Origin of the sequence: Nocardia sp. MDA0666 (assembly GCF_003023875.1) — a bacterium.
Taxonomy (GTDB): Bacteria; Actinomycetota; Actinomycetes; order Mycobacteriales; family Mycobacteriaceae; genus Nocardia; species Nocardia aobensis.
On the sequence record NZ_PYHT01000007.1, the window covers coordinates 246,112 to 264,207 of the forward strand.

The window sequence follows — 18,096 nt, forward strand, 5'->3', positions numbered from 1 at the left end:
GACTCTCCTAGCTCTGCCGGGTCCCGGCGCGCTGCAGAATGCGCTCGGCGTGCCGGATCACCGGGCCGTCCACCATGCGTCCCTCGAAACTGAACACACCGCGATTGTCGGGCACCTCCGCCAGCACCCGGCGGGCCCAGTCCACTTCCTCGTCCGCCGGCGCGTAGGCGGCCCGGATCACCGCGAGCTGCTTCGGATGGATCGCGACCTTGACGTCGTAGCCGACCGCCACCGCCTCGTCGGATTCCGCGCGCAGTCCGTCGAGGTCGGCGATATCGAGATACACCGAGTCCAGCGCGATCTTGCCGTACGCCTTCGCCGCCAGCAGGGCGGTCGAGCGCAGCTGCCGTGCCACATCGCGATAACCGCCGTCGGCGCGGCGGCTGGAATTGCCACCGAGCCCGGCGACCAGATCCTCCGCCCCGGCCATCGAGGCGATCACATTCGGCGCGGCCATGACCTCTTCGGTGCGCAACGCGCCCAGCGGCGATTCGAACAGCGCGAGCACCTCGTAGTCCGACAGCAGCGAGACCTGTTGCGCCGATTCACATTTCGGCAGCATGACGCGACGGTAGGCGGTCGAGGCCAGCGCGGTCAGGTCGGCGTCGAAGTCGTGCGTGCCGGCCGCGTTGACCCGGACCACCGTCCGCTCCGGATCTAGTGGCGTGGCCATCAGCACCTCGCGCGCGGCCTCCTTGTCTCCGGCCGCGACGCCGTCTTCCAGATCGATGATCACGACGTCGGCCGCGGCGGCGGCCTTCTCGTAGCGTTCACCCCGGTCGGCGGGGCAGAACAGCCAGGCCGGGCCCGGGAGTTCCCAGTTCATCCGCTCTCCTACTCGCCGTTCGGGCGCATCCGCATCAGGGTTTGACGGACCGCGGTGGCCACCACGTCGCCGTGCTGGTTGCGCCCGGTGTGCGCGAAGGTCGCGATCCCCTCACCCGGGCGGCTTTTCGACTCGCGCTTGGCGGTGACCAGGGTTTCGGCGTACAGGGTGTCGCCGTGGAACATCGGCTTCGGGAAGGCGACCTCCGAGAAACCCAGATTGCCCACGATGGTGCCCTGCGTCAGCTGGGCCACCGACAGTCCGACCAGCGTCGACAGGGTGAGCATGGAATTGACCAACCGCTGATTGAACGGCGGGAGACCGTCGGCGAAGGCCGCGTCCAGATGCAGCGCCTGCGTATTCATCGTCTGCGTGGTGAACGCGACGTTGTCCGCTTCGGTGATGGTGCGCCCGGGCCGATGTTCGTACAGCACACCGACTTCCAGCTCCTCGAACCACAGTCCGCGCTGCACCACCCGGCGCACCGGCTCCATCGGCTCGCTCACAGTCCCAGCTCCCGTCCGATCAGCATCAACTGCACCTCGGTCGTGCCCTCGCCGATTTCCAGAATCTTGGAATCGCGATAGTGCCGGGCCACAGCATATTCGTTCATGAAGCCGTAGCCGCCGAAAATCTGGGTGGCATCGCGGGCGTTGTCCATCGCGGCCTCGCTGGCGACCAATTTCGCGATCGCGGCCTGCTTCTTGAACGGCTTGCCCGCCAGCATCAAGGCCGCCGCGTCGTAGTAGGCGGTGCGCGCGGCGTGTGCCCGCGCCTCCATCCGCGCGATCTTGAACGCCACCGCCTGATTGCGGCCGATGGTGCGGCCGAACGCCTCCCGCTCACCGGCGTAGCGCACGCTCTCATCGACACAGCCCTGCGCCGCGCCGACCGACAGCGCCGCGATCGCGATCCGGCCCTCGTCCAGGATCCGCAGGAAGTTGGCGTAGCCGCGGCCGAGTTCACCGAGCAGATTCGACTGCGGCACCCGCACGTCGGTGAAGCTCAGCGGATGGGTGTCCGAGGCGTGCCAGCCGACCTTGTTGTAGGCCGGTTCGGCGACGAATCCCGGGGTGTCGGTGGGCACCAGGATGGTGGAGATCTCCTTCTTGCCCTCCGACTCCCCGGTCACCGCGGTCACCGTCACCAGCCGGGTGATATCGGTGCCCGAGTTGGTGATGAACTGCTTGCTGCCGTTGATGATCCAGTCGTCGCCGTCGCGCACAGCGGTGGTGCGGGTGCCGCCGGCATCGCTGCCCGCACCGGGCTCGGTGAGACCGAAACCGGCCAATGCGCGCCCGGAGGTCAACTGCGGCAACCACTCCTGCTTCTGCGCCTCGTTGCCGAACCGGTAGATCGGCATGGCGCCCAGCGACACCCCGGCCTCGAGCGTGATCGCCACGCTCTGGTCGATCTTGCCGAGTTCCTCCAGCGCCAGGCAGAGCGCGAAGTAGTCGCCGCCCATACCGCCGTACTCCTCCGGGAACGGCAGGCCGAACAGGCCCATATCCGCCATGCCGGATACGACCTCGTACGGGAAGGTATGGGCCGCATCGTGTTTCGCCGCCACCGGCGCGACGACCTGATTCGCGAAATCGCGGACCGTCAGCGCCAGATCGCGGTACTCCTCCGGCAGCGTGCCGGTGGACAGGAAATCGCTCATGCCTGTGCCTCTTTCTGCTCGGTGTCCGATTTCTCGGGGTCCTCGGCGGGTTCGGCGGCGATCCGCGCCAGGACCTGTTCGACCTGTACCTGGTCGCCCGCGGCGACCAGCAACTCCACCTTTCCGGCGACCGGCGCGGTCAAGGTGTGTTCCATCTTCATCGCCTCGACCACCACGATCGGGGTACCGGCTGCCACCTCGGCGCCCGGCGCCACGTGCACCGCGATCACCGAACCGGGCATGGGGCTGAGGATTTCGGCGTCGGTGAGCTGTTCGTCGCCGCCGCGCAGGCTCGGTTCGGCCACCTCACGCACCGCCGCGACACCGTCGGCGCCGGCCACCCAGATCGGGCCGGCCTGTTCGGCGACCCGGTACCGCAGCCGGATTCCGTCGAGGACGATCGTCAGCACCGCGTCGTCGAGCGCGGCGGTCAGCGAACGCGGCAGGCCGGTGTCCACCGCCACCCACGCGTCGGCGGGTGTGCCCGTAATCGCCACGTGCACAACGCGATCGCCGCCTTCGAGCCGCAGCACCGTGGGCGCCGCGGTGCCGATGCGCCAGCCGTCCGGAACTTCCCACGGGCCTCGGGGTGCGGCCGGCCACGCCCGCAGCCAGCGCGACACCGCCGCCGCGACGAACTGATCGTCGGTGACCGGCGCGGGCCGGAAATCTCCGGCGCGCCGGTCCAGCAGTCCGGTGTCGAGATCACCGCGCAGCACATCGGGATCGGCGAGCAGGAACCGCAGGAAGTCGGTATTGGTCCGCACGCCGAGGACCTGGTTGCCGGCCAGCGCCTGATCCAGCCGGGCGATCGCGGTCGCGCGATCGGGGCCGTGCGCGATCACCTTCGACAGCATCGGGTCGTAGTCGCTGCCGATCACACTGCCGGTGCGCAGCCCCGAATCCACCCGCACGCCGGGCCCCTGCGGTTCGGCCAGCGCCAGCACGGTGCCGCCGGTGGGCAGGAAGTCGCGGCCGGGATCCTCGGCGTAGACCCGGGCCTCGACGGCGTGCCCGGTGAGCTGGATGTCGTCCTGTTCGGCGACGATCTTCTGCCCGGCCGCGACGCGAACCTGGCATTCCACCAGGTCCACCCCGGTCACCAGTTCGGTCACCGGATGTTCGACCTGCAGCCGGGTGTTCATCTCCATGAAGAAGAATTCGTCCGGCCGGTCGGCGGAGACGATGAATTCGACGGTGCCCGCGCCCACATAGTCGACGCTGCGCGCGGTATTGCAGGCGGCGGCGCCGATCCGGGCCCGCGTCTGCGGATCCAGCAGCGGCGAGGGCGCCTCCTCGATGACCTTCTGATGCCGGCGCTGCAGGCTGCACTCCCGCTCACCCAGATGCAGGACGTTGCCGAACCGGTCGGCGAGGATCTGCACCTCGATATGCCGGGGTGTGGCGACGAACCGCTCCAGGAACAGGGTGTCGTCGCCGAACGCCGCGGCGGCCTCCCGGCGCGCGCTCACCAGCGCCGCGGGAAGATCGGCGGGATCGTCGACCCGGCGCATCCCCTTGCCGCCACCGCCCGCCGACGGCTTGACCAGCACCGGATACCCGATTTCGGTTGCGGCCGTGATCAATTCGTCGTCGGTGAGGCCGGGCCGGGCGATACCGGGCACGACCGGCACGCCGAAATCTGCGACCGCGGTCTTGGCCGCGATCTTGTCGCCCATGATCTCGATCGCCCGCACGGGCGGACCGAGGAAGACGATGCCGGCCTTCTCCAGCGCCGCGGCGAAGGCCGAATTCTCCGACAGGAAGCCGTAACCGGGATGCACGGCCTGCGCACCGGACCGCACCGCCGCATCGACCACCCGATCGATGTCGAGATAGCTCTGCCGTGCCGGCGCCGGACCCAGCCGCACCGCGACGTCTGCCTCGGCCACGTGCCGGGCGGCGACATCGGCGTCGCTGTAGACCGCCACCGAGCGAATACCCATGGCGCGCAGCGTGCGGATCACGCGCACCGCGATCTCGCCGCGGTTGGCGACCAGCACGGTGTCGAAGGGCACCGGGTGAGATTTGTTCAGCATGGTGATCACATCCGGAATACGCCGTAGGAGACAGGTTCGAGGGGCGCCTGCGCGCAGACCGACAGGGCCAGGCCGAGCACGTTTCTGGTGTCGGCGGGATCGATGACCCCGTCGTCCCACAGCCGGGCAGTCGAGTAGTACGGATTGCCCTGGTGCTCGTACTGATCCCGGATCGGCGCCTTGAACTGCTCCTCCTGCTCCGCGGTCCAGGCATCGCCGAGCTGATCGCCGCGCACCGTGGCCAGCACGGAGGCGGCCTGTTCACCGCCCATCACCGAGATGCGGGCGTTCGGCCACATCCACAGGAAGCGCGGCGAATAGGCGCGCCCGCACATCGAATAGTTGCCAGCGCCGTAGGAACCGCCGATCACCACCGTCAGCTTCGGCACGCGCGCGCAGGCGACCGCGGTCACCATCTTCGCGCCGTGTTTGGCGATACCGCTCGCCTCGTAGTCGCGCCCGACCATGAAACCCGTGATGTTCTGCAGGAACACCAGCGGAATGACCCGCTTGTCGCACAATTCGATGAAATGCGCGCCCTTCTGGGCGGATTCGCCGAACAGCACGCCGTTGTTGGCGACGATGCCGACCGGGTGGCCGTGGATGCGCGCGAAGCCGGTGACCAGGGTGCGGCCGTATTCGGCCTTGAATTCCTGGAATTCACCGCCGTCCACGATGCGCTCGATCACCTCGTGCACGTCGTAGGGCGTACGCAGGTCCACCGGAACCACGTCGTAGAGCTCCGACTGCGGGGCGATGGCGTCGACCGGCGCCGCGATCTCCCACGGACTCGGCGACTTCGGTGCGAAGGTGCCGACGATGCGGCGCACGATGCGCAGCGCGTCCTCGTCGCTGTCGGCCAGATGGTCGGTAACACCCGATGTGCGCGAGTGCAATTCGCCACCGCCGAGTTCCTCCGCGGTGACCACCTCGCCGGTGGCGGCCTTCACCAGCGGCGGCCCGCCGAGGAAGATCGTGCCCTGATTGCGCACGATCACGGCCTCGTCGCTCATCGCGGGAACATAGGCGCCGCCCGCGGTGCAGGAACCCAGTACCGCCGCGATCTGCGGAATTCCCTTGGCGCTCATGGTCGCCTGGTTGTAGAAGATCCGGCCGAAGTGCTCGCGGTCAGGGAAGACCTCGTCCTGATGCGGCAGATGCGCACCACCGGAGTCCACCAGGTAGATGCACGGCAGATGGTTCTGCAGTGCCACCTCCTGCGCGCGCAGATGCTTCTTGACCGTCATCGGGTAGTAGGTGCCGCCCTTGACCGTCGCGTCGTTGGCGACGATCACGCATTCCCGGCCGGACACTCGTCCGATACCGCCGATCACCCCCGCGCCCGGGCAGTCGTCGCCGTACATGCCGTCGGCCGCCAGCGGCGAGAGTTCCAGGAACGGACTGCCGGGGTCCAGCAGCCGGTCCACCCGCTGGCGCGGCAGCAGCTTGCCGCGCGCCAGATGGCGCTCGCGGGCCCGCTCGGGTCCGCCGAGCGCACTCGCCGCCAGTTTCGCGCGCAGCTCGTCGAGCAGCGCCAGATGTGCGGCACGATTGCCGGCCTGCACGTCCTGCGTCAGGGTCATCACGCCATCCTGCCCATTCGGTTAGTGGCCAATAACTGGAAACTAAGATAATCTTCGTTAACTGAAATGTCCAGGCGTGCCGGAACCAGGACCCGCCGAACGCCCCCGACCTGCGGAGAGGAGCCCGATGAGCAGCGGTGAGGCCATCGCCCCCACACGCCGGGAGCAGCTCAAGGCGCAGCGGCGGCAACAATTACTGGAGGCCGGGGCACGACTCATCGCCGACCGCGGCTTCCCCGGGGTGCGGCTCGACGACCTCGGGGCGGCGGCCGGTATCAGCGGCCCGGCGGTCTACCGGCACTTCCCCAACAAGGAAGCCCTCCTGGTGGAATTGCTGGTCGGGATCAGTACCCGGCTGTTCGAGGGCGGCCAGGCTGTCGCCGAACAGGCCGAATCACCGCGCTCGGCTCTGTCCGGATTGATCGAGTTCCACCTCGACTTCGCCCTCGGCGAGCCCGAACTCATCCGCATCCAGGACCGGGACCTGGAAAGTCTGCCCGAATCCGCCCGTCGGCAGGTGCGCCGCCTGCAGCGGCAGTACGTGGAGATCTGGGTCGGCGTGCTGCGCGGCCTGCATCCGGAACTGGACGAGACCGCCGCGCGGGTCAAGGCGCACGCCACCTTCGGACTGATCAACTCCACCCCGCACAGTGCCTCCCCCACCCTGGCCGGACGGGCTCGGCCCATCCTGCGGGAGATGGCCTGGGCGGCGCTGAGCCGAGCGACCGACCAGAGGGCCGAGCCGGCCTAGTCGCGGCGCAGTTCGGCCTCGGCGGTGGACAGGACCGCGCTCACGCCCAGATAGACGGCGGGGATCAGCGCCAGAGTCCACGCGGCGGCGAAAAGCGGTGCGGCGACTTCGAATTGGGAATGCCAGCGCACCCGGGTGCCCGCCGGATGGTCGTCGAAGGTCACGGTTCCGTCCTGGCGGCGCAGCGGCGGAACCGATTTCAGTACTCGATAACGGAACAGTCGCGGCGGGTCGTAGTCGACGACCTCCTCGGTCAGCCGCACCAGCGGCGTCACCAGCAGCCGCACCGCCCCCACCCCGTGTTCGGAGACATTGCCCGGACGGACCGGAGTGACCCGCCGGATCGCCGGAACGCGCTGGTAGTTGGTGGCGTCGGTGATCCAGTCGAAGACGTCGGCGCGAGGTGCCCGGATGATCCGTTCCAGGTCCAGCGTGCGCATCGAGAGTCCCTTCGCTACCGCGGTGTCGGATGAGTTCCCGACCGGCGGGAATGCCGGTTCGGTGCCGAGTGCCAGCGCAGCGTACGGCGCGGCGGGCACCCGCTGCCAGGGACAAGAGTCGAAACGATGCTATTTCGATACGCGCAAGCGATCTGGTCGTTCGCCCAAGCCGGGCGGCATCCGCGAAAAGTTGAATCCGGTCGGTATTTCCTTGTGACAGAGAGCCTTTCATTCTCCCCGGCACACCCCGTCGCCCGCGAGTCGGCGGCGATAGTCCACAATTGTGCCGATCCGGCCCGGAACCGGCCTTCGCCACCGCACCGATCTCCGGCCGACCTCCCGGAACCGGCGGTAACACCGGGCAGCCGGAAATCACCCGGTGACTACCATGGCATTCATGAGTGCCGAGGAGTGCCGCCGCACCACAGACAGGCCGGAACCGTGAGCGTAGAGCGTGGCACCGCGAGCCCCGCAGAACAGCCGACAACAAAGCCGCAGGAGCGGGTGATTCGCCGACGCCCGAAGAATCGGCGCGCCCAGATCGCCGCGACCTCGGCGGCGGCCTTCGGCTCGCTGGGGTATCACGGGGTCAGCATGGAGGACATCGCCTCCCGGCTCGGCATTTCCTCGGCGGCCCTGTACCGGCACTATCCGAGCAAGTACGCGCTGTTCCGGGAGGAACTGCTGCGCCTCGGCGCGCTGACGGTGGAATCGACCACGGTGGCCCCCGAGGCCGCCGAGCTTCCGGCGCAGCAGCGGCTGGCCGGCGTGCTCGACGCCATGATCGCCGCGACCATCGCCAATCGACCCACTGTGACGCTGGCCCGGTGGGAGGGGCGTTACCTCGACGACACCGATCGCGCCACGCTGGACGAGCAGTTCACCACCTCGATCCGTGCCCTCGCCGGCCTGCTCGATGAACTGCGCCCGGAGCTGACCCGGCGCGATCGGCTGGTACGGGCGGTGGCCCTGCTCAGCATCGTCAGCAGCATCGGCGACCACCACGCCACCCTCCCCGTGAAATCGCTGACCGCGGTGTTGAATTCGGCCGCGTGGGCGATCATCGGCGCCGAACTTCCGGACGCCGCGCCGTCGGCCGGCACGCCGCGGGCGGCGGAGATCCCGCAGTCGTTCAAACACGAACTGCTGCTGAAGAAGTCGGTGGAGCTGTTTCATCAGCGCGGCTATCCGAATGTGAGCGTGGAGGATATCGCGACGGCCGCGGATCTGTCCGCGGCCTCGGCCGTCTACCGGTATTACCGCAGCAAGAGCGACCTGCTCGCGGCCGCGTTCCGGCGGGCGGCGGATCGGGTGTCGGGCGCGATCGGCCCGGCCACCGCCTCGTCGAAATCTCCGGCCGAGGCACTGTCGAAACTGATCGGCCTGTATGTCACCGGGTCGTTCGAAGAACGCGAATTGACCTTCGTCTATTACGCCGAGTTCAGCCACGTCCCGCCCGAGGAACGCACCGTACTGCGCAATATCCAGCGGCTGATCGTGGCCGAATGGGTGAAATTGCTGGTCGCGGTGCGGCCGGAGCTCTCCGAGGCGCAGGCGCGCATTCTGGTGCAGGCCGGCTTCGGACTCGTGGTCGATCTGGGCCGGGTCTTCGGCGACGACGAAAACCTCTGCCCGCCGGAGCGAGTCATGGCGCTGATGGAGGTTGTCCTGTTCGGGTCGCCGCGCGGCGAGTGATCGCCTCAGCTGTTCATCCGCGGCCACGGATACAGCGCGAGGTGGATGAGCAGGATCGCCAGCAGTCCGAGCAGCAGCGCGGCGACGAATCCCGCGCGATGCTCGAGATAGCCGATGGTGCGAAACAGGGTGGGGAACGGCACTTCCCGCGCGAAGAACATCGACAGCATGCTCGGCACGATCACCCACATCACCGCGATGGTTCCGTACAGCACGTAGGCGCCGGCGAAGGATCCCGGATCGACCGCGCGGGCTCCACCGGCGAAGGCGACCGCCGCGGCCAGCGCCGCGCAGGCCAGCACCAGATAGCCACCCATCCCCTCGGTGCGCACGGCATCCGGGTCGGGCGTGAGCCGGCCGTTGGCCGTGGTCTGCCGGCCCGCGACCGTGGCCGGTTGCTGCGGCGGCATCGCCAGCTGCGGTAGCGAGTAGTAGGCCAGCACCACGATCACGAAGACGACCACGAGCCGCACCCACGAATGCCCGTCCTCGAGGTGGCCGATCGTCGCCGAAATCGTCGGCCAGTCGGCCAGATCGAAAACCGCGGCCAACTCCGGGACCGCGATGACGATGCCCGCGAGCCCCCACATCAAATATCCCCAGAACTCCGCCGAGCGCCCGGCGACCGTCGGCGCGCTCGGGGTTGCGGTTGTGACCTCCGTCATACTCTTGGTGTACCACCGCGCGGGCACGCCGGGGCAACGACGGGGAATCAGCTGGGCCGCAACATCGGTGGGTGCAGCACCTGCGCGGGCCCGGCGCGATAGAGCTTGGCGGGACGACCGCCGTCGCGGGTCGTGGTGGCGCCGGTGGCCAGGACGAAACCCGGTGTGGTGGTGACCTTGCGGTGGAAATTGCGCGGATCGATGTCGGTGCCCCACATGACCTCGTAGACCCGGCGCAATTCGGCCACCGTGAATTCGCGGGCACAGAAGGCCGTGGCCAGCGGTGTGTATTCCAGCTTCGCGCGGGCCCGCTCGACGCCGTCGGTGAGGATGCGCCGATGGTCGAAGGCGATGCGGCCACGCTCGGCGAGCAGTTGCTCCACCGACCAGATGCCGGCCGCGGTGGCTTGCGAACCCGCTTGCGGCGCGGGCAGATTCGGCGCCAGCGCCAGATAGGCGGTACTGATGACCCGGCCGCGCGGATCACGGCCGGGTTCACCGTAGGTCGCCAGTTGCTCCAGATGCATGCGGTCGCCGCGAATGCCGGTTTCCTCGCGCAACTCCCGGACCGCGGCGGCGGAGAGGCTTTCCTCGGGGCGGACGAAACCGCCGGGCAGGGCCCATCGTCCGCGATAGGGGGCGTAGAGCCGCTGGACCAGCAGTGCGCACAGCGTGTCGTTGGCAGTGTGGCGGGCGCCCAGGGTCAGAACCACCAAATCGACCGCGACCGCTGCATTGAGGCGAAAACCACTGCCCATGACGGGCATTGTAATCGTCAGTCTGACGATAAAAACTCCGGCGGCGAATTCCTCAGCTCGCGGCGACGAAAGTGAACGGGCCGAATTCACCGACATGGCCGAGGATCCAGTCCCAATGTGAAACCGGGTCGACCACCACGCCGGCCTGCAACAGTAGCCGCCAGCCGAGCTCGTCGTGCTCCCATACGTCACCGTCGGCGTCGACATAGAGACCGCGGGTGACCGGTTCCGGTTCCGTGACGGAATTCTCGCCCACGTCCCCGAAGGCGCCGAGCGTCCCCTCGTCCGGGCGGTCCGCGTGAATTCCGCCGCCGACCAGGGCACGGTCGGCCAGTTGCGCGACGGCACGGGCCATGGCCACGAATTGACCGGCCGGTACCGCGATCACCTCGTCGGTCCGCATGAACAGTTCTCCCGCCTGATCGTCGTCGTGAAAGAGGGCCACGATGTCCGGCACGGTAGGCCGGGGACGGATCCTGTTCTGACTCATGATTTCTCCTGCCCTGCGCCACCGAATTCCGTTACCGCGTTCTGTGACGTTCGAACCATTCGAAACCTCCCCATCCATCAGGTTTGTGAACGTCAGCCTTGTCCATCCCACTTCTGGTTCACTTCCGGTCGAATCGGGCGAGAAGCAATTGGACCGATATCGAGAGCAATTCCGAAGTTGCGATGAAATATACGAGCCGAGGATGATCATCCGACCGCGAATCCGCAGTTCGGCGAAAAAGTCACAATTGCATTACAGGCCGCTCACCTCGCCACTCAGGATCGAACCACGTGTGTCGCAACCTGGAACAGCCGGAACGTGATGCACAACACGCTCCGGCCGGTACTACCACACGGAATGGATATAACGATTTGGCAACCATGAAGCTAACGACAGACAGCGCCCGAAATTTATAGTAGAGATTCTGATTTAAATCAGATGTCCAGCGTTTTGGCCGTCCCGTCGGCGCACGGACGGGGGCGGGCCATGGGGAAGGTGTCCGGGATGTCACGGTGGCAGGGGGCATGGCATGGCTGAACGGCGCATCCATGTCCTCGGGCCGATGCATATCGCACTCGACGGAACTCCCATCCGCCTCGCGGGCCGGCTCACCCGGGCCCTGCTGGCGCGCTTGGTGATCGCGCAGGGCCGGGCGGTGTCCACCGATCGGCTGGTCGACGAGTTGTGGGACGGCGAACCCCCGCCGAAGGCGACTTCGGTGCTGCAGGTGCACGTCCACAACCTGCGGCGGGTGTTCGAACCCGAACGTCCCGCCCGCGCGCCGGCGACGGTGGTGGTGTCGGAGGGTCTCGGTTACGCGCTGCGGTTGCGCGACACCGAAGTCGACGCCTGGCAGTTCGAATCGCTGTTGCACGAATATTTGCAAGTCAGCAGCGGTGCCCATGCCCCCGAGGCGGCCACCCGCACTCGGATGCTGGATACCGCGCTGGCCTGTTGGAACGGACGCGCGCTGGAGAGCTTCGCCGATTGTGGCTGGGCGGCGGCCGAGGCGGCGCGGTTGACCGATCTGTATCTGACCGCCGGTGAATTGCGCGCCCAGGCCGCGCTGGAACTCGGCCGCACCACCGAGGTGATCAGCGGCCTGCGGCGCACCGTCGAGGACCGGCCCGACCGCGAGGAGAGCGTGCGACTGCTCGCCCTCGCGCAATATCGGCTGGGGCAGCAGACCGAAGCGCTGGCCACGTTACGGCGCACGGCGGAATTCCTCACCCGGGAAATGGGGCTGGATCCGGGACAACGCATTCAGGAGCTGGAGACCGCCATCCTCAACCAGGCGGTCCCGGTGCTCGACTCCACCGTGCCGACCGCGCCCCTCGCCGTGCGCGCCGACATCGTGCGTGACATCACGCGCTCGTCGGCCGAGCCGGCCGCGACCACGACGGCGCCCGGATATCCGGTGCAGCGCAAGGTCGTGCTGGAAGCCGCCTGCGAGGCCGCCGAACACGGCGCCCGGGTGGTGTGGGTCTGTGGCGGCGCGGGTTTCGGCAAGTCCACTCTCACCGAGACCGTCGCCGCCGAATTGCGCCGCCGCGACTGGGTGGTCGCGACCGGACGCTGCCCGGAGGTCGACGGAGCGCCGCAGGCATGGGTGTGGGCGGAGGTCGCCGCGCGATTCGGCGCCGATCTGACCTCGCGGCCGGTGCTCGGTGGGGCCTTCGAGATCTCGCGGGTGATCGCCGACCGGTGCCGCAAGGCGGTCGCAGACGGTCCGGTCGCGCTGATCCTGGAGGATCTGCACCGGGCCGACGAGGCCACGCTGCAGATCCTGCGCCAAGCCATGGCATGGCTGCACGATCAGCCGCTGCTGGTCATCGCCACTCTGCGCGAGACGGAGGCGCCGCCGCCGGTGCGGGCTGCCGTGGCCGCCCTGGCCGACCCGACCGCCGCGCATATCGAGCTCACCGGCGTCGATCTGGATGGGACCTGCGCCATCGCGCGCGCCGCCGGACTGTCCGGACTCGACACCGATCTGCTGGCGCTGCTGCACGAACGCACCGGTGGAAATCCGCTGTTTCTGCGCGAACTCACCGCCGCGATGGCGGTGGGCGGCGACGTCCACACGTTGCCGCCGAGCACCCGAGGGGTGATCGAACAACAACTGGCGCGGATGCCGGACCCGGTTCGCGAGGTCCTGGAGTACGCGGCCGTCTGCGGTGAGCGGGTGGAACCGGCGACGCTGATGGCGTTGACCGGACGCTCCGAGCACGAGATCGTCGACCTCGTCGGCACCGCCGAGGTGGCACGGCTGGTGATCATCGATCCCGCCGGCCGGATCATGTTCGCGCACCCGCTGATTCGTGACACCGTCTACGCGGGGATCGCACAACTGCGGCGGACCCGGATGCATCAGGGTGTGCTGGCACTGCTGGGCGGGTGCCGTCCCGACGACACCCGGGCCGTGGAGGTGCTGGCCCATCACGCCGTGCGCGCGGCCACGGCGAGTACCGCCGATTCCGCGGTCGACTACATCACGACGGCGGCGCGGCACTGTGTCGAACGCGGGATGCGCGCGGACGCGGCGCCGCTGTGGCGCACGGTGATCGAACTGCGGCGCCTGGCCGGGCACGAGGACGACGACGCCCCCGCCGCGGATCGGATCGCCTGTGTGGACGCCTACTGCGAACTGGTCACCGCCTCCGCGTACGCGGGACGGATCGTCGCGGCCCGCGAAGCCCGGGAACAGGCGCTGCGGCTGGCCACCGCACTGGGCGACGGGGAGTTGGTGGTGCGCGCGCTGACCAGTTGGCGGGCCCCGGTGGTCTGGGCGATGCGGGACTGGAGGTGGACGAATCCGCGGCTGCGGCGCGCACTCGCGGTCGCCTCCGCGCGCGACCAGCCGGTGGCGACGCAGGCACGCCTGCTGATCACGGCGGTCTTCGAAGCCAGCCCCGCCGCGCACCGGCTCGCCCACACCCGCGCCCACGCCGCACTGAAATTGGCGCGCAGCACCGGAGACGCCGAACTGCAGTGCATGGCATTGAACGCGCTGACCCATCTCGTCTTGGACGGACATTCCGGCGACGGCCTGGGGTACTGGACCGCCGAGCTCGAGCGCATCGCCACCGCCGCCGACCTTCCGCACTATCGTGCCCTCGCACACTATTTGCACTTCCGCACCGCCTGCCGCAACGTCGACCTGATCGAGGCCGGACGGCAGGCGACGCTGGCCCTGGAGTTCGCGGCGACCGCGCAGGTGCGCCCGCTGGCGACGATCTTCGGCTACTTCCGCGCGGCCACCGAGATCCTGCGCGGCGATATCTCCCGTGCGGCGCACTACTTCGACGAAAGTGTCTCGGCGGCAAGAGATTCCGGCTTCCCGCACGGCGACGAGGCAGCCCTGATCGCGCTGCTTCCGCTCGGCTGGGCGCGTCGCGATCTCTCTCCCGCCGCGGACGCCCTCGCCGATATCGAAGCCGCCCTGCCCGGCATGCTCACCCAGATCTATATCGTCGCTCTCCTCGACGCCGGCGCGCGCGCCGAAGCCGCCGCCCTGTTCCACCACGGCCCGGAGGTCGACGAGCACTTCTACCCCGTCCTGATGCGAGCCCACCGTGCCCGCGCGGCCATCACCCTCGGCTCCACCGCCGACTGCGCCGAACTGTATCGCCGGCTCCTCCCCGCCGCCGGCACGGTCGCGGGCCTCGAAACCGGCTTCACCCCACTGGATCCGGTGGACGAGATCCTCGCCGATCTGGCGGCGGCATGCGGAGACGGCGTCACCGCCGCCAAGCACCGCGCCGCCGCCACCCGGCTCCGCGAGCGAATCCGCAAGCAGCTCAAATCAACTCAGCTGATGAACACCGACACCATCGGCCTCGCCGCGAGGGATTTCCCGGCACCGTTCTGATGCGGCGGCATCGCCGGATCAGCCGAACGCGCTCACCCGGTCGCCCGCTTCTCCTCGCCGCCGGCCCCTCGGACCCGGGGTTCGGAATCCCGCGTCCGTTTGCCGCGGGCGATTTCGGTGGCGAGAGCGTCGAGAGGGTTCGCCAGGTGGTGCAGGGGGTCGAGCAGGGCGGTGAGCCAGGTTCGGGCGATCTCCACGCCGCCGGGGTCGAGGCGGTAGTACCGGCGGGTGCCCTCGGCGCGGACGGTGACCAAACCGGTGTCGCGCAGGGTCTTCAGGTGTTGCGAGACCGCGGGCTGGGAGATCGGGGTGGCAGCGCGAATCGATTCGACCAGGGCGCCGGCGGAGTGTTCGCCGGCGGCCAGGAGTTCGAGGATGTGACGGCGAACGGGGTCGCCCAGCGCATCGAAGATGCGGGCGGGTGGGGCGGTCATCGAGGTTCCGGAGTGTCCTCTGGTTCGGTGGTGTAGAAGGCGAAGGTCTGTTCGGCGGCGGTGCGGGCCGCGGTGGGGTCGTCGCCGTCGGCGATCGCGGCCTCACCCCACGCCGTGGCGGCGGTGCGGATGAATGTACGGCCCTCCGGCGTGGTGTGCAGCGTGAGCGCGACGGTCGGATCGACCGGCTCGCCGCTGTCCAGATGCATCCCCAGGCCGAGGAGGGCGAGGTCCCAGCCGACACCGACCGCACCGGGACCGAATTGCGTCCACATGGCCGGATCGATCGGCGCCTCGTGCTCGAGCTTCAGTTCGGTACCGTCGCCGGCCGGGCCGAGAGTGACCTCCAGCCAGGAGATCTGCGGGCCCATCTCCCAGGTGACGGCGAAGTGTTTCGGCGCGTCACAGCGTTCGACCACGCCGTTGGCGTTGCCCTCGAGCTGGTATCGGCCGCCGACCTCCAGTGAGCCGCTGATCGGCAGGAACCAGCGCGGAATGCGCTCGGGATTGGTCAGTGCGTCCCACAGATCTGCCTGATCGGTGGGGTAGCTGCGGCGGGCGACGGCGATCCTGGTGGTCGCGCCGTCGCGGGAGCCGGTGCGGACCTCGCGGGTGACGAGGCCGGCGAGGGCGGTGGGGTCGGAAAGCAAGGGCATGACATACCTCCTTCTATAAGTTTGCACTTATATTAGCAGGCGGCCTCAATCGATGCGAGGAGGACGTGAACGCCGCGGCGTGCTGGGTGCAGGGGGGTTCGGAGGGCACGCCGCGGCGCGACGCATTCAGTTGGCTTGCAGACGCATGGCCTCGATCAGCGATTTCGGGCGCATATCGGTCCAGTGCGATTCGACATAGTCGAGGCAGAGCTGACGCAGACAAGGGCCATGAGCGATCGTCCATCCGCTCGGCACGGCCGCGAACACCGGCCACAACGAGTGCTCGCCTTCATCGTTGGTCAGGACGTAGAACTCGGCGTCGTCATCGTCGAATGGGTTGCTCATTCGAATACCTTTCGTGCGGAACTGTTTCCGGTGCGGCGGTACCGCCACCGCGCCGGGGGTGGTGCGGGCCCGCGGTGTTCGAGCCCGCACCGCGATCAAGCGCCCGGTGTCACCGACACCGCCGATCCGGTGGAGAGCAGGTTCGCGAGAGCGGTGAAGATGCTGCCGAGGCCGGAGCTTCCGGTATCCATCAGTCGAAAATCCTTTGCTGGTGCGGGTTTACTTCGGGGTATAGGCGATGCTGGAACCGGAGCTGAGGAAGCTCAGCACCTGAGTGATGATCGCGGCGTAGTCGACAGTGCCGTCCATACTTTCTTCCTTCTTCCTTTCACGGTCGCGAACCGCGGACGCCGGACCGGCGCCCGAGGGCCGCACGGAACCTGATCGGCTCCGGGCTGATGAGGCGACAAGCGATGCGGGTCAGGCCGTTTCGCTGTCGTCCGGGTGTTCGCCGACCACCGCGCCGATGCGTCGCAACGATTCCGCGGAAGTCATGCGCCAGTGGGTGGTGGGCAGGTGGTGGCGCCGCACCGTTCCGCTGACCGCCGGTATCCACCGTTCGGCGGCCGGCTCGCTCGAGGCGTCGTGGGCGGCGACGAAGTACGTCAGATCACCGCGGTAGATCCGGGGCCGATAGGCGGCGGCCAGATCGACCGATCCCAGCGCCGCCTCGAGGACGGCGGTGATCCGCTCCCGGCCCAGCGACGCGAACGGTTCGGGCAGCGCGTCCAGGATCTCGGCAGGATCGTCCGGCATGGCGTCGCCGAACTCCTCGAACCGCTCCCCCAGCAAGCCGCCCAGCAGTTCCGCCGTCGCGACCGGCTCGGACTCGCCGGCATCCGGTTCGCCGAACCGGCTGTCCATCACGGCCAGCAGGTCGACCCGCTCACCCTCGTCCTGCAGTTGCACCGCGACGGCATGGGCGAGCACACCGCCGAGCGACCAGCCCAGCAGGTGATAGGGCCCTTCCGGCTGCACCGAGCGGATCGCCTCGACATAGCGCCGCGCCCACTGTTCGACGGTGCCGGGCAGGTCCTCCCCGCTCAGCGCCGGCGATTGCAGGCCGTAGAGCGGCCGCTGCATCGAGGCGGCCAGGCCGGCGAACGACCACGCCACTCCGCCGACCGGATGCACACAGAACAGCGGCTCGCCGATACCGTTGCGCCGCAACGGAAGCAGCACATCGAAGGCGCCATCGGCATCGATCTCGCCCGCCGCCCGGTCCAGTTCGGCCAGCACTGCCGCGGGCGTCGGCGCGGTGAACAACGTCAGCACCGGCACCTGCTGCCCGAGGGCCGCACTCAACCGCGCCGCGAGCGTGGTCGCCGAGAGCGAAGTGCCGCCGAGTTCGAAGAAGTTGTCCTCCAGGCCGATCCGCTCCACACCCAGCACCTGCGCGAAGGTGGTACAGACCAGTGCCTCGGCCGGGGTCCGCGGAGCGCGGAACTCGCGCACCGCGCGCGGCGGCGCCGGCAGGGCACGGCGGTCGAGCTTGCCGGACGCGTTCACCGGAAGTTCGTCGAGGACGACCACGGCCGCCGGAACCATATAGCCGGGCAGACGCCGCGCGAGTTCGGTCCGCAGCCGATCGGCGTCGACGGCGTGACCGGCCTCGGCGACCACGTAGGCCACCAACTGCTGGTCGGTACCGTCGTCACCGCGCACCAGCGCGACGGCCTGAGCGACCTCGGGCTGCGCGACCAGCGCCGCCTCGATCTCCCCGGGCTCGATCCGCAGCCCGCGCAGCTTCACCTGGAAGTCCGAGCGGCCGCGGTACTCCAGCTCGCCGTCGGCGTTCCACACCACCAGATCGCCGGTGCGGTACATGCGTTCCCCGCCCGTGCCGGCTGCGCCCACGTCCCCGGACCCGCCCACTGCGCCCA

The 18,096-nt window shown here is 68.7% G+C and carries 16 protein-coding genes; 3 read left to right on the plus strand and 13 right to left on the minus strand.

Annotation, left to right across the window (positions count from 1 at the left end; all coding sequences use genetic code 11):
- Positions 1-7 precede the first annotated feature (7 nt).
- From C8258_RS13565 to C8258_RS13585, 5 genes are read right to left on the minus strand one after another with little or no spacing between them, the layout of a single operon-like run.
- Positions 8-826 (minus strand): CoA ester lyase, encoded by an 819-nt coding sequence (locus tag C8258_RS13565; protein WP_106955490.1) that lies wholly within the window; start codon positions 824-826, stop codon positions 8-10.
- An 8-nt stretch (positions 827-834) separates the two neighbouring features.
- Positions 835-1,320, minus strand: coding sequence for a MaoC family dehydratase (locus C8258_RS13570; RefSeq protein WP_106955516.1), 486 nt, complete (start codon positions 1,318-1,320; stop codon positions 835-837).
- Between the two features lie 8 nt (positions 1,321-1,328).
- Positions 1,329-2,489 (minus strand): acyl-CoA dehydrogenase family protein, encoded by a 1,161-nt coding sequence (locus C8258_RS13575; RefSeq protein ID WP_036505721.1) that lies wholly within the window; start codon positions 2,487-2,489, stop codon positions 1,329-1,331.
- Positions 2,486-4,528 carry an acetyl/propionyl/methylcrotonyl-CoA carboxylase subunit alpha gene (locus C8258_RS13580; protein WP_106955517.1) on the minus strand — a complete coding sequence of 681 codons (2,043 nt, stop codon included), beginning with the start codon at positions 4,526-4,528 and terminating at the stop codon, positions 2,486-2,488. Before C8258_RS13580 ends, C8258_RS13575 begins: the two co-directional genes overlap by 4 nt.
- A gap of 5 nt (positions 4,529-4,533) precedes the next feature.
- Positions 4,534-6,111, minus strand: a complete 1,578-nt coding sequence (locus C8258_RS13585; protein ID WP_106955491.1) for a carboxyl transferase domain-containing protein — start codon at positions 6,109-6,111, stop codon at positions 4,534-4,536.
- Between the two features lie 127 nt (positions 6,112-6,238).
- Here C8258_RS13585 and C8258_RS13590 point away from each other — a divergent pair, with 127 nt between their 5' ends.
- Positions 6,239-6,862 (plus strand): TetR/AcrR family transcriptional regulator, encoded by a 624-nt coding sequence (locus C8258_RS13590; RefSeq protein ID WP_106955492.1) that lies wholly within the window; start codon positions 6,239-6,241, stop codon positions 6,860-6,862.
- Here C8258_RS13590 and C8258_RS13595 read toward each other — a convergent pair.
- Entirely contained in the window at positions 6,859-7,302 is a 444-nt protein-coding gene (locus tag C8258_RS13595) for an SRPBCC family protein (RefSeq protein ID WP_106955518.1), read from the minus strand. The genes C8258_RS13590 and C8258_RS13595 overlap by 4 nt on opposite strands.
- A gap of 441 nt (positions 7,303-7,743) precedes the next feature.
- On the opposite strand from C8258_RS13595, the gene C8258_RS13600 reads away from it, so the two are divergent.
- Positions 7,744-8,997: a TetR/AcrR family transcriptional regulator gene (locus C8258_RS13600; protein WP_369974749.1), complete on the plus strand. Its 1,254-nt coding sequence runs from the start codon at positions 7,744-7,746 to the stop codon at positions 8,995-8,997.
- Between the two features lie 5 nt (positions 8,998-9,002).
- Here C8258_RS13600 and C8258_RS13605 read toward each other — a convergent pair whose 3' ends face one another.
- From C8258_RS13605 to C8258_RS13615, 3 genes are read right to left on the minus strand one after another with little or no spacing between them, the layout of a single operon-like run.
- Positions 9,003-9,662: a hypothetical protein gene (locus C8258_RS13605; protein ID WP_146161228.1), complete on the minus strand. Its 660-nt coding sequence runs from the start codon at positions 9,660-9,662 to the stop codon at positions 9,003-9,005.
- A 47-nt stretch (positions 9,663-9,709) separates the two neighbouring features.
- Complete coding sequence (locus C8258_RS13610; RefSeq protein ID WP_036505725.1) at positions 9,710-10,420, minus strand: NUDIX domain-containing protein; 711 nt, start codon at positions 10,418-10,420, stop codon at positions 9,710-9,712.
- A gap of 52 nt (positions 10,421-10,472) precedes the next feature.
- On the minus strand, positions 10,473-10,910 hold the full coding sequence (locus C8258_RS13615; protein ID WP_146161229.1) for a hypothetical protein: 438 nt from the start codon (positions 10,908-10,910) through the stop codon (positions 10,473-10,475).
- A gap of 529 nt (positions 10,911-11,439) precedes the next feature.
- On the opposite strand from C8258_RS13615, the gene C8258_RS13620 reads away from it, so the two are divergent.
- Positions 11,440-14,778 (plus strand): BTAD domain-containing putative transcriptional regulator, encoded by a 3,339-nt coding sequence (locus tag C8258_RS13620; protein ID WP_106955496.1) that lies wholly within the window; start codon positions 11,440-11,442, stop codon positions 14,776-14,778.
- A 32-nt stretch (positions 14,779-14,810) separates the two neighbouring features.
- Here C8258_RS13620 and C8258_RS13625 read toward each other — a convergent pair whose 3' ends face one another.
- The 4 genes from C8258_RS13625 to C8258_RS13640 all read right to left on the minus strand — a co-directional run.
- Positions 14,811-15,212 (minus strand): helix-turn-helix transcriptional regulator, encoded by a 402-nt coding sequence (locus C8258_RS13625; RefSeq protein WP_106955497.1) that lies wholly within the window; start codon positions 15,210-15,212, stop codon positions 14,811-14,813.
- Positions 15,209-15,868, minus strand: coding sequence for an SRPBCC family protein (locus C8258_RS13630; RefSeq protein ID WP_106955498.1), 660 nt, complete (start codon positions 15,866-15,868; stop codon positions 15,209-15,211). Before C8258_RS13630 ends, C8258_RS13625 begins: the two co-directional genes overlap by 4 nt.
- Positions 15,869-15,994: 126 nt before the next feature.
- Entirely contained in the window at positions 15,995-16,213 is a 219-nt protein-coding gene (locus tag C8258_RS13635) for an MbtH family protein (RefSeq protein WP_030517136.1), read from the minus strand.
- Positions 16,214-16,633: 420 nt separating this feature from the next.
- Positions 16,634-18,096, minus strand: a 1,463-nt coding sequence (locus C8258_RS13640; protein ID WP_146161230.1) for a thioesterase domain-containing protein, incomplete at its 5' end; no start/stop codon positions are given.

Bases quoted from the DNA above. Each gene is read 5' to 3' on its own strand.
- C8258_RS13595 (WP_106955518.1), bottom strand. From the start codon at position 7,302: ATGCGCACGCTGGACCTGGAACGGATCATCCGGGCACCTCGCGCCGAC.
- C8258_RS13605 (WP_146161228.1), bottom strand. From the start codon at position 9,662: ATGACGGAGGTCACAACCGCAACCCCGAGCGCGCCGACGGTCGCCGGG.
- C8258_RS13625 (WP_106955497.1), bottom strand. From the start codon at position 15,212: ATGACCGCCCCACCCGCCCGCATCTTCGATGCGCTGGGCGACCCCGTT.
- C8258_RS13575 (WP_036505721.1), bottom strand. From the start codon at position 2,489: ATGAGCGATTTCCTGTCCACCGGCACGCTGCCGGAGGAGTACCGCGAT.
- C8258_RS13570 (WP_106955516.1), bottom strand. From the start codon at position 1,320: ATGGAGCCGGTGCGCCGGGTGGTGCAGCGCGGACTGTGGTTCGAGGAG.
- C8258_RS13620 (WP_106955496.1), top strand. From the start codon at position 11,440: ATGGCTGAACGGCGCATCCATGTCCTCGGGCCGATGCATATCGCACTC.
- C8258_RS13580 (WP_106955517.1), bottom strand. From the start codon at position 4,528: ATGCTGAACAAATCTCACCCGGTGCCCTTCGACACCGTGCTGGTCGCC.
- C8258_RS13630 (WP_106955498.1), bottom strand. From the start codon at position 15,868: ATGCCCTTGCTTTCCGACCCCACCGCCCTCGCCGGCCTCGTCACCCGC.
- C8258_RS13615 (WP_146161229.1), bottom strand. From the start codon at position 10,910: ATGAGTCAGAACAGGATCCGTCCCCGGCCTACCGTGCCGGACATCGTG.
- C8258_RS13590 (WP_106955492.1), top strand. From the start codon at position 6,239: ATGAGCAGCGGTGAGGCCATCGCCCCCACACGCCGGGAGCAGCTCAAG.
- C8258_RS13635 (WP_030517136.1), bottom strand. From the start codon at position 16,213: ATGAGCAACCCATTCGACGATGACGACGCCGAGTTCTACGTCCTGACC.
- C8258_RS13610 (WP_036505725.1), bottom strand. From the start codon at position 10,420: ATGGGCAGTGGTTTTCGCCTCAATGCAGCGGTCGCGGTCGATTTGGTG.
- C8258_RS13585 (WP_106955491.1), bottom strand. From the start codon at position 6,111: ATGACCCTGACGCAGGACGTGCAGGCCGGCAATCGTGCCGCACATCTG.
- C8258_RS13565 (WP_106955490.1), bottom strand. From the start codon at position 826: ATGAACTGGGAACTCCCGGGCCCGGCCTGGCTGTTCTGCCCCGCCGAC.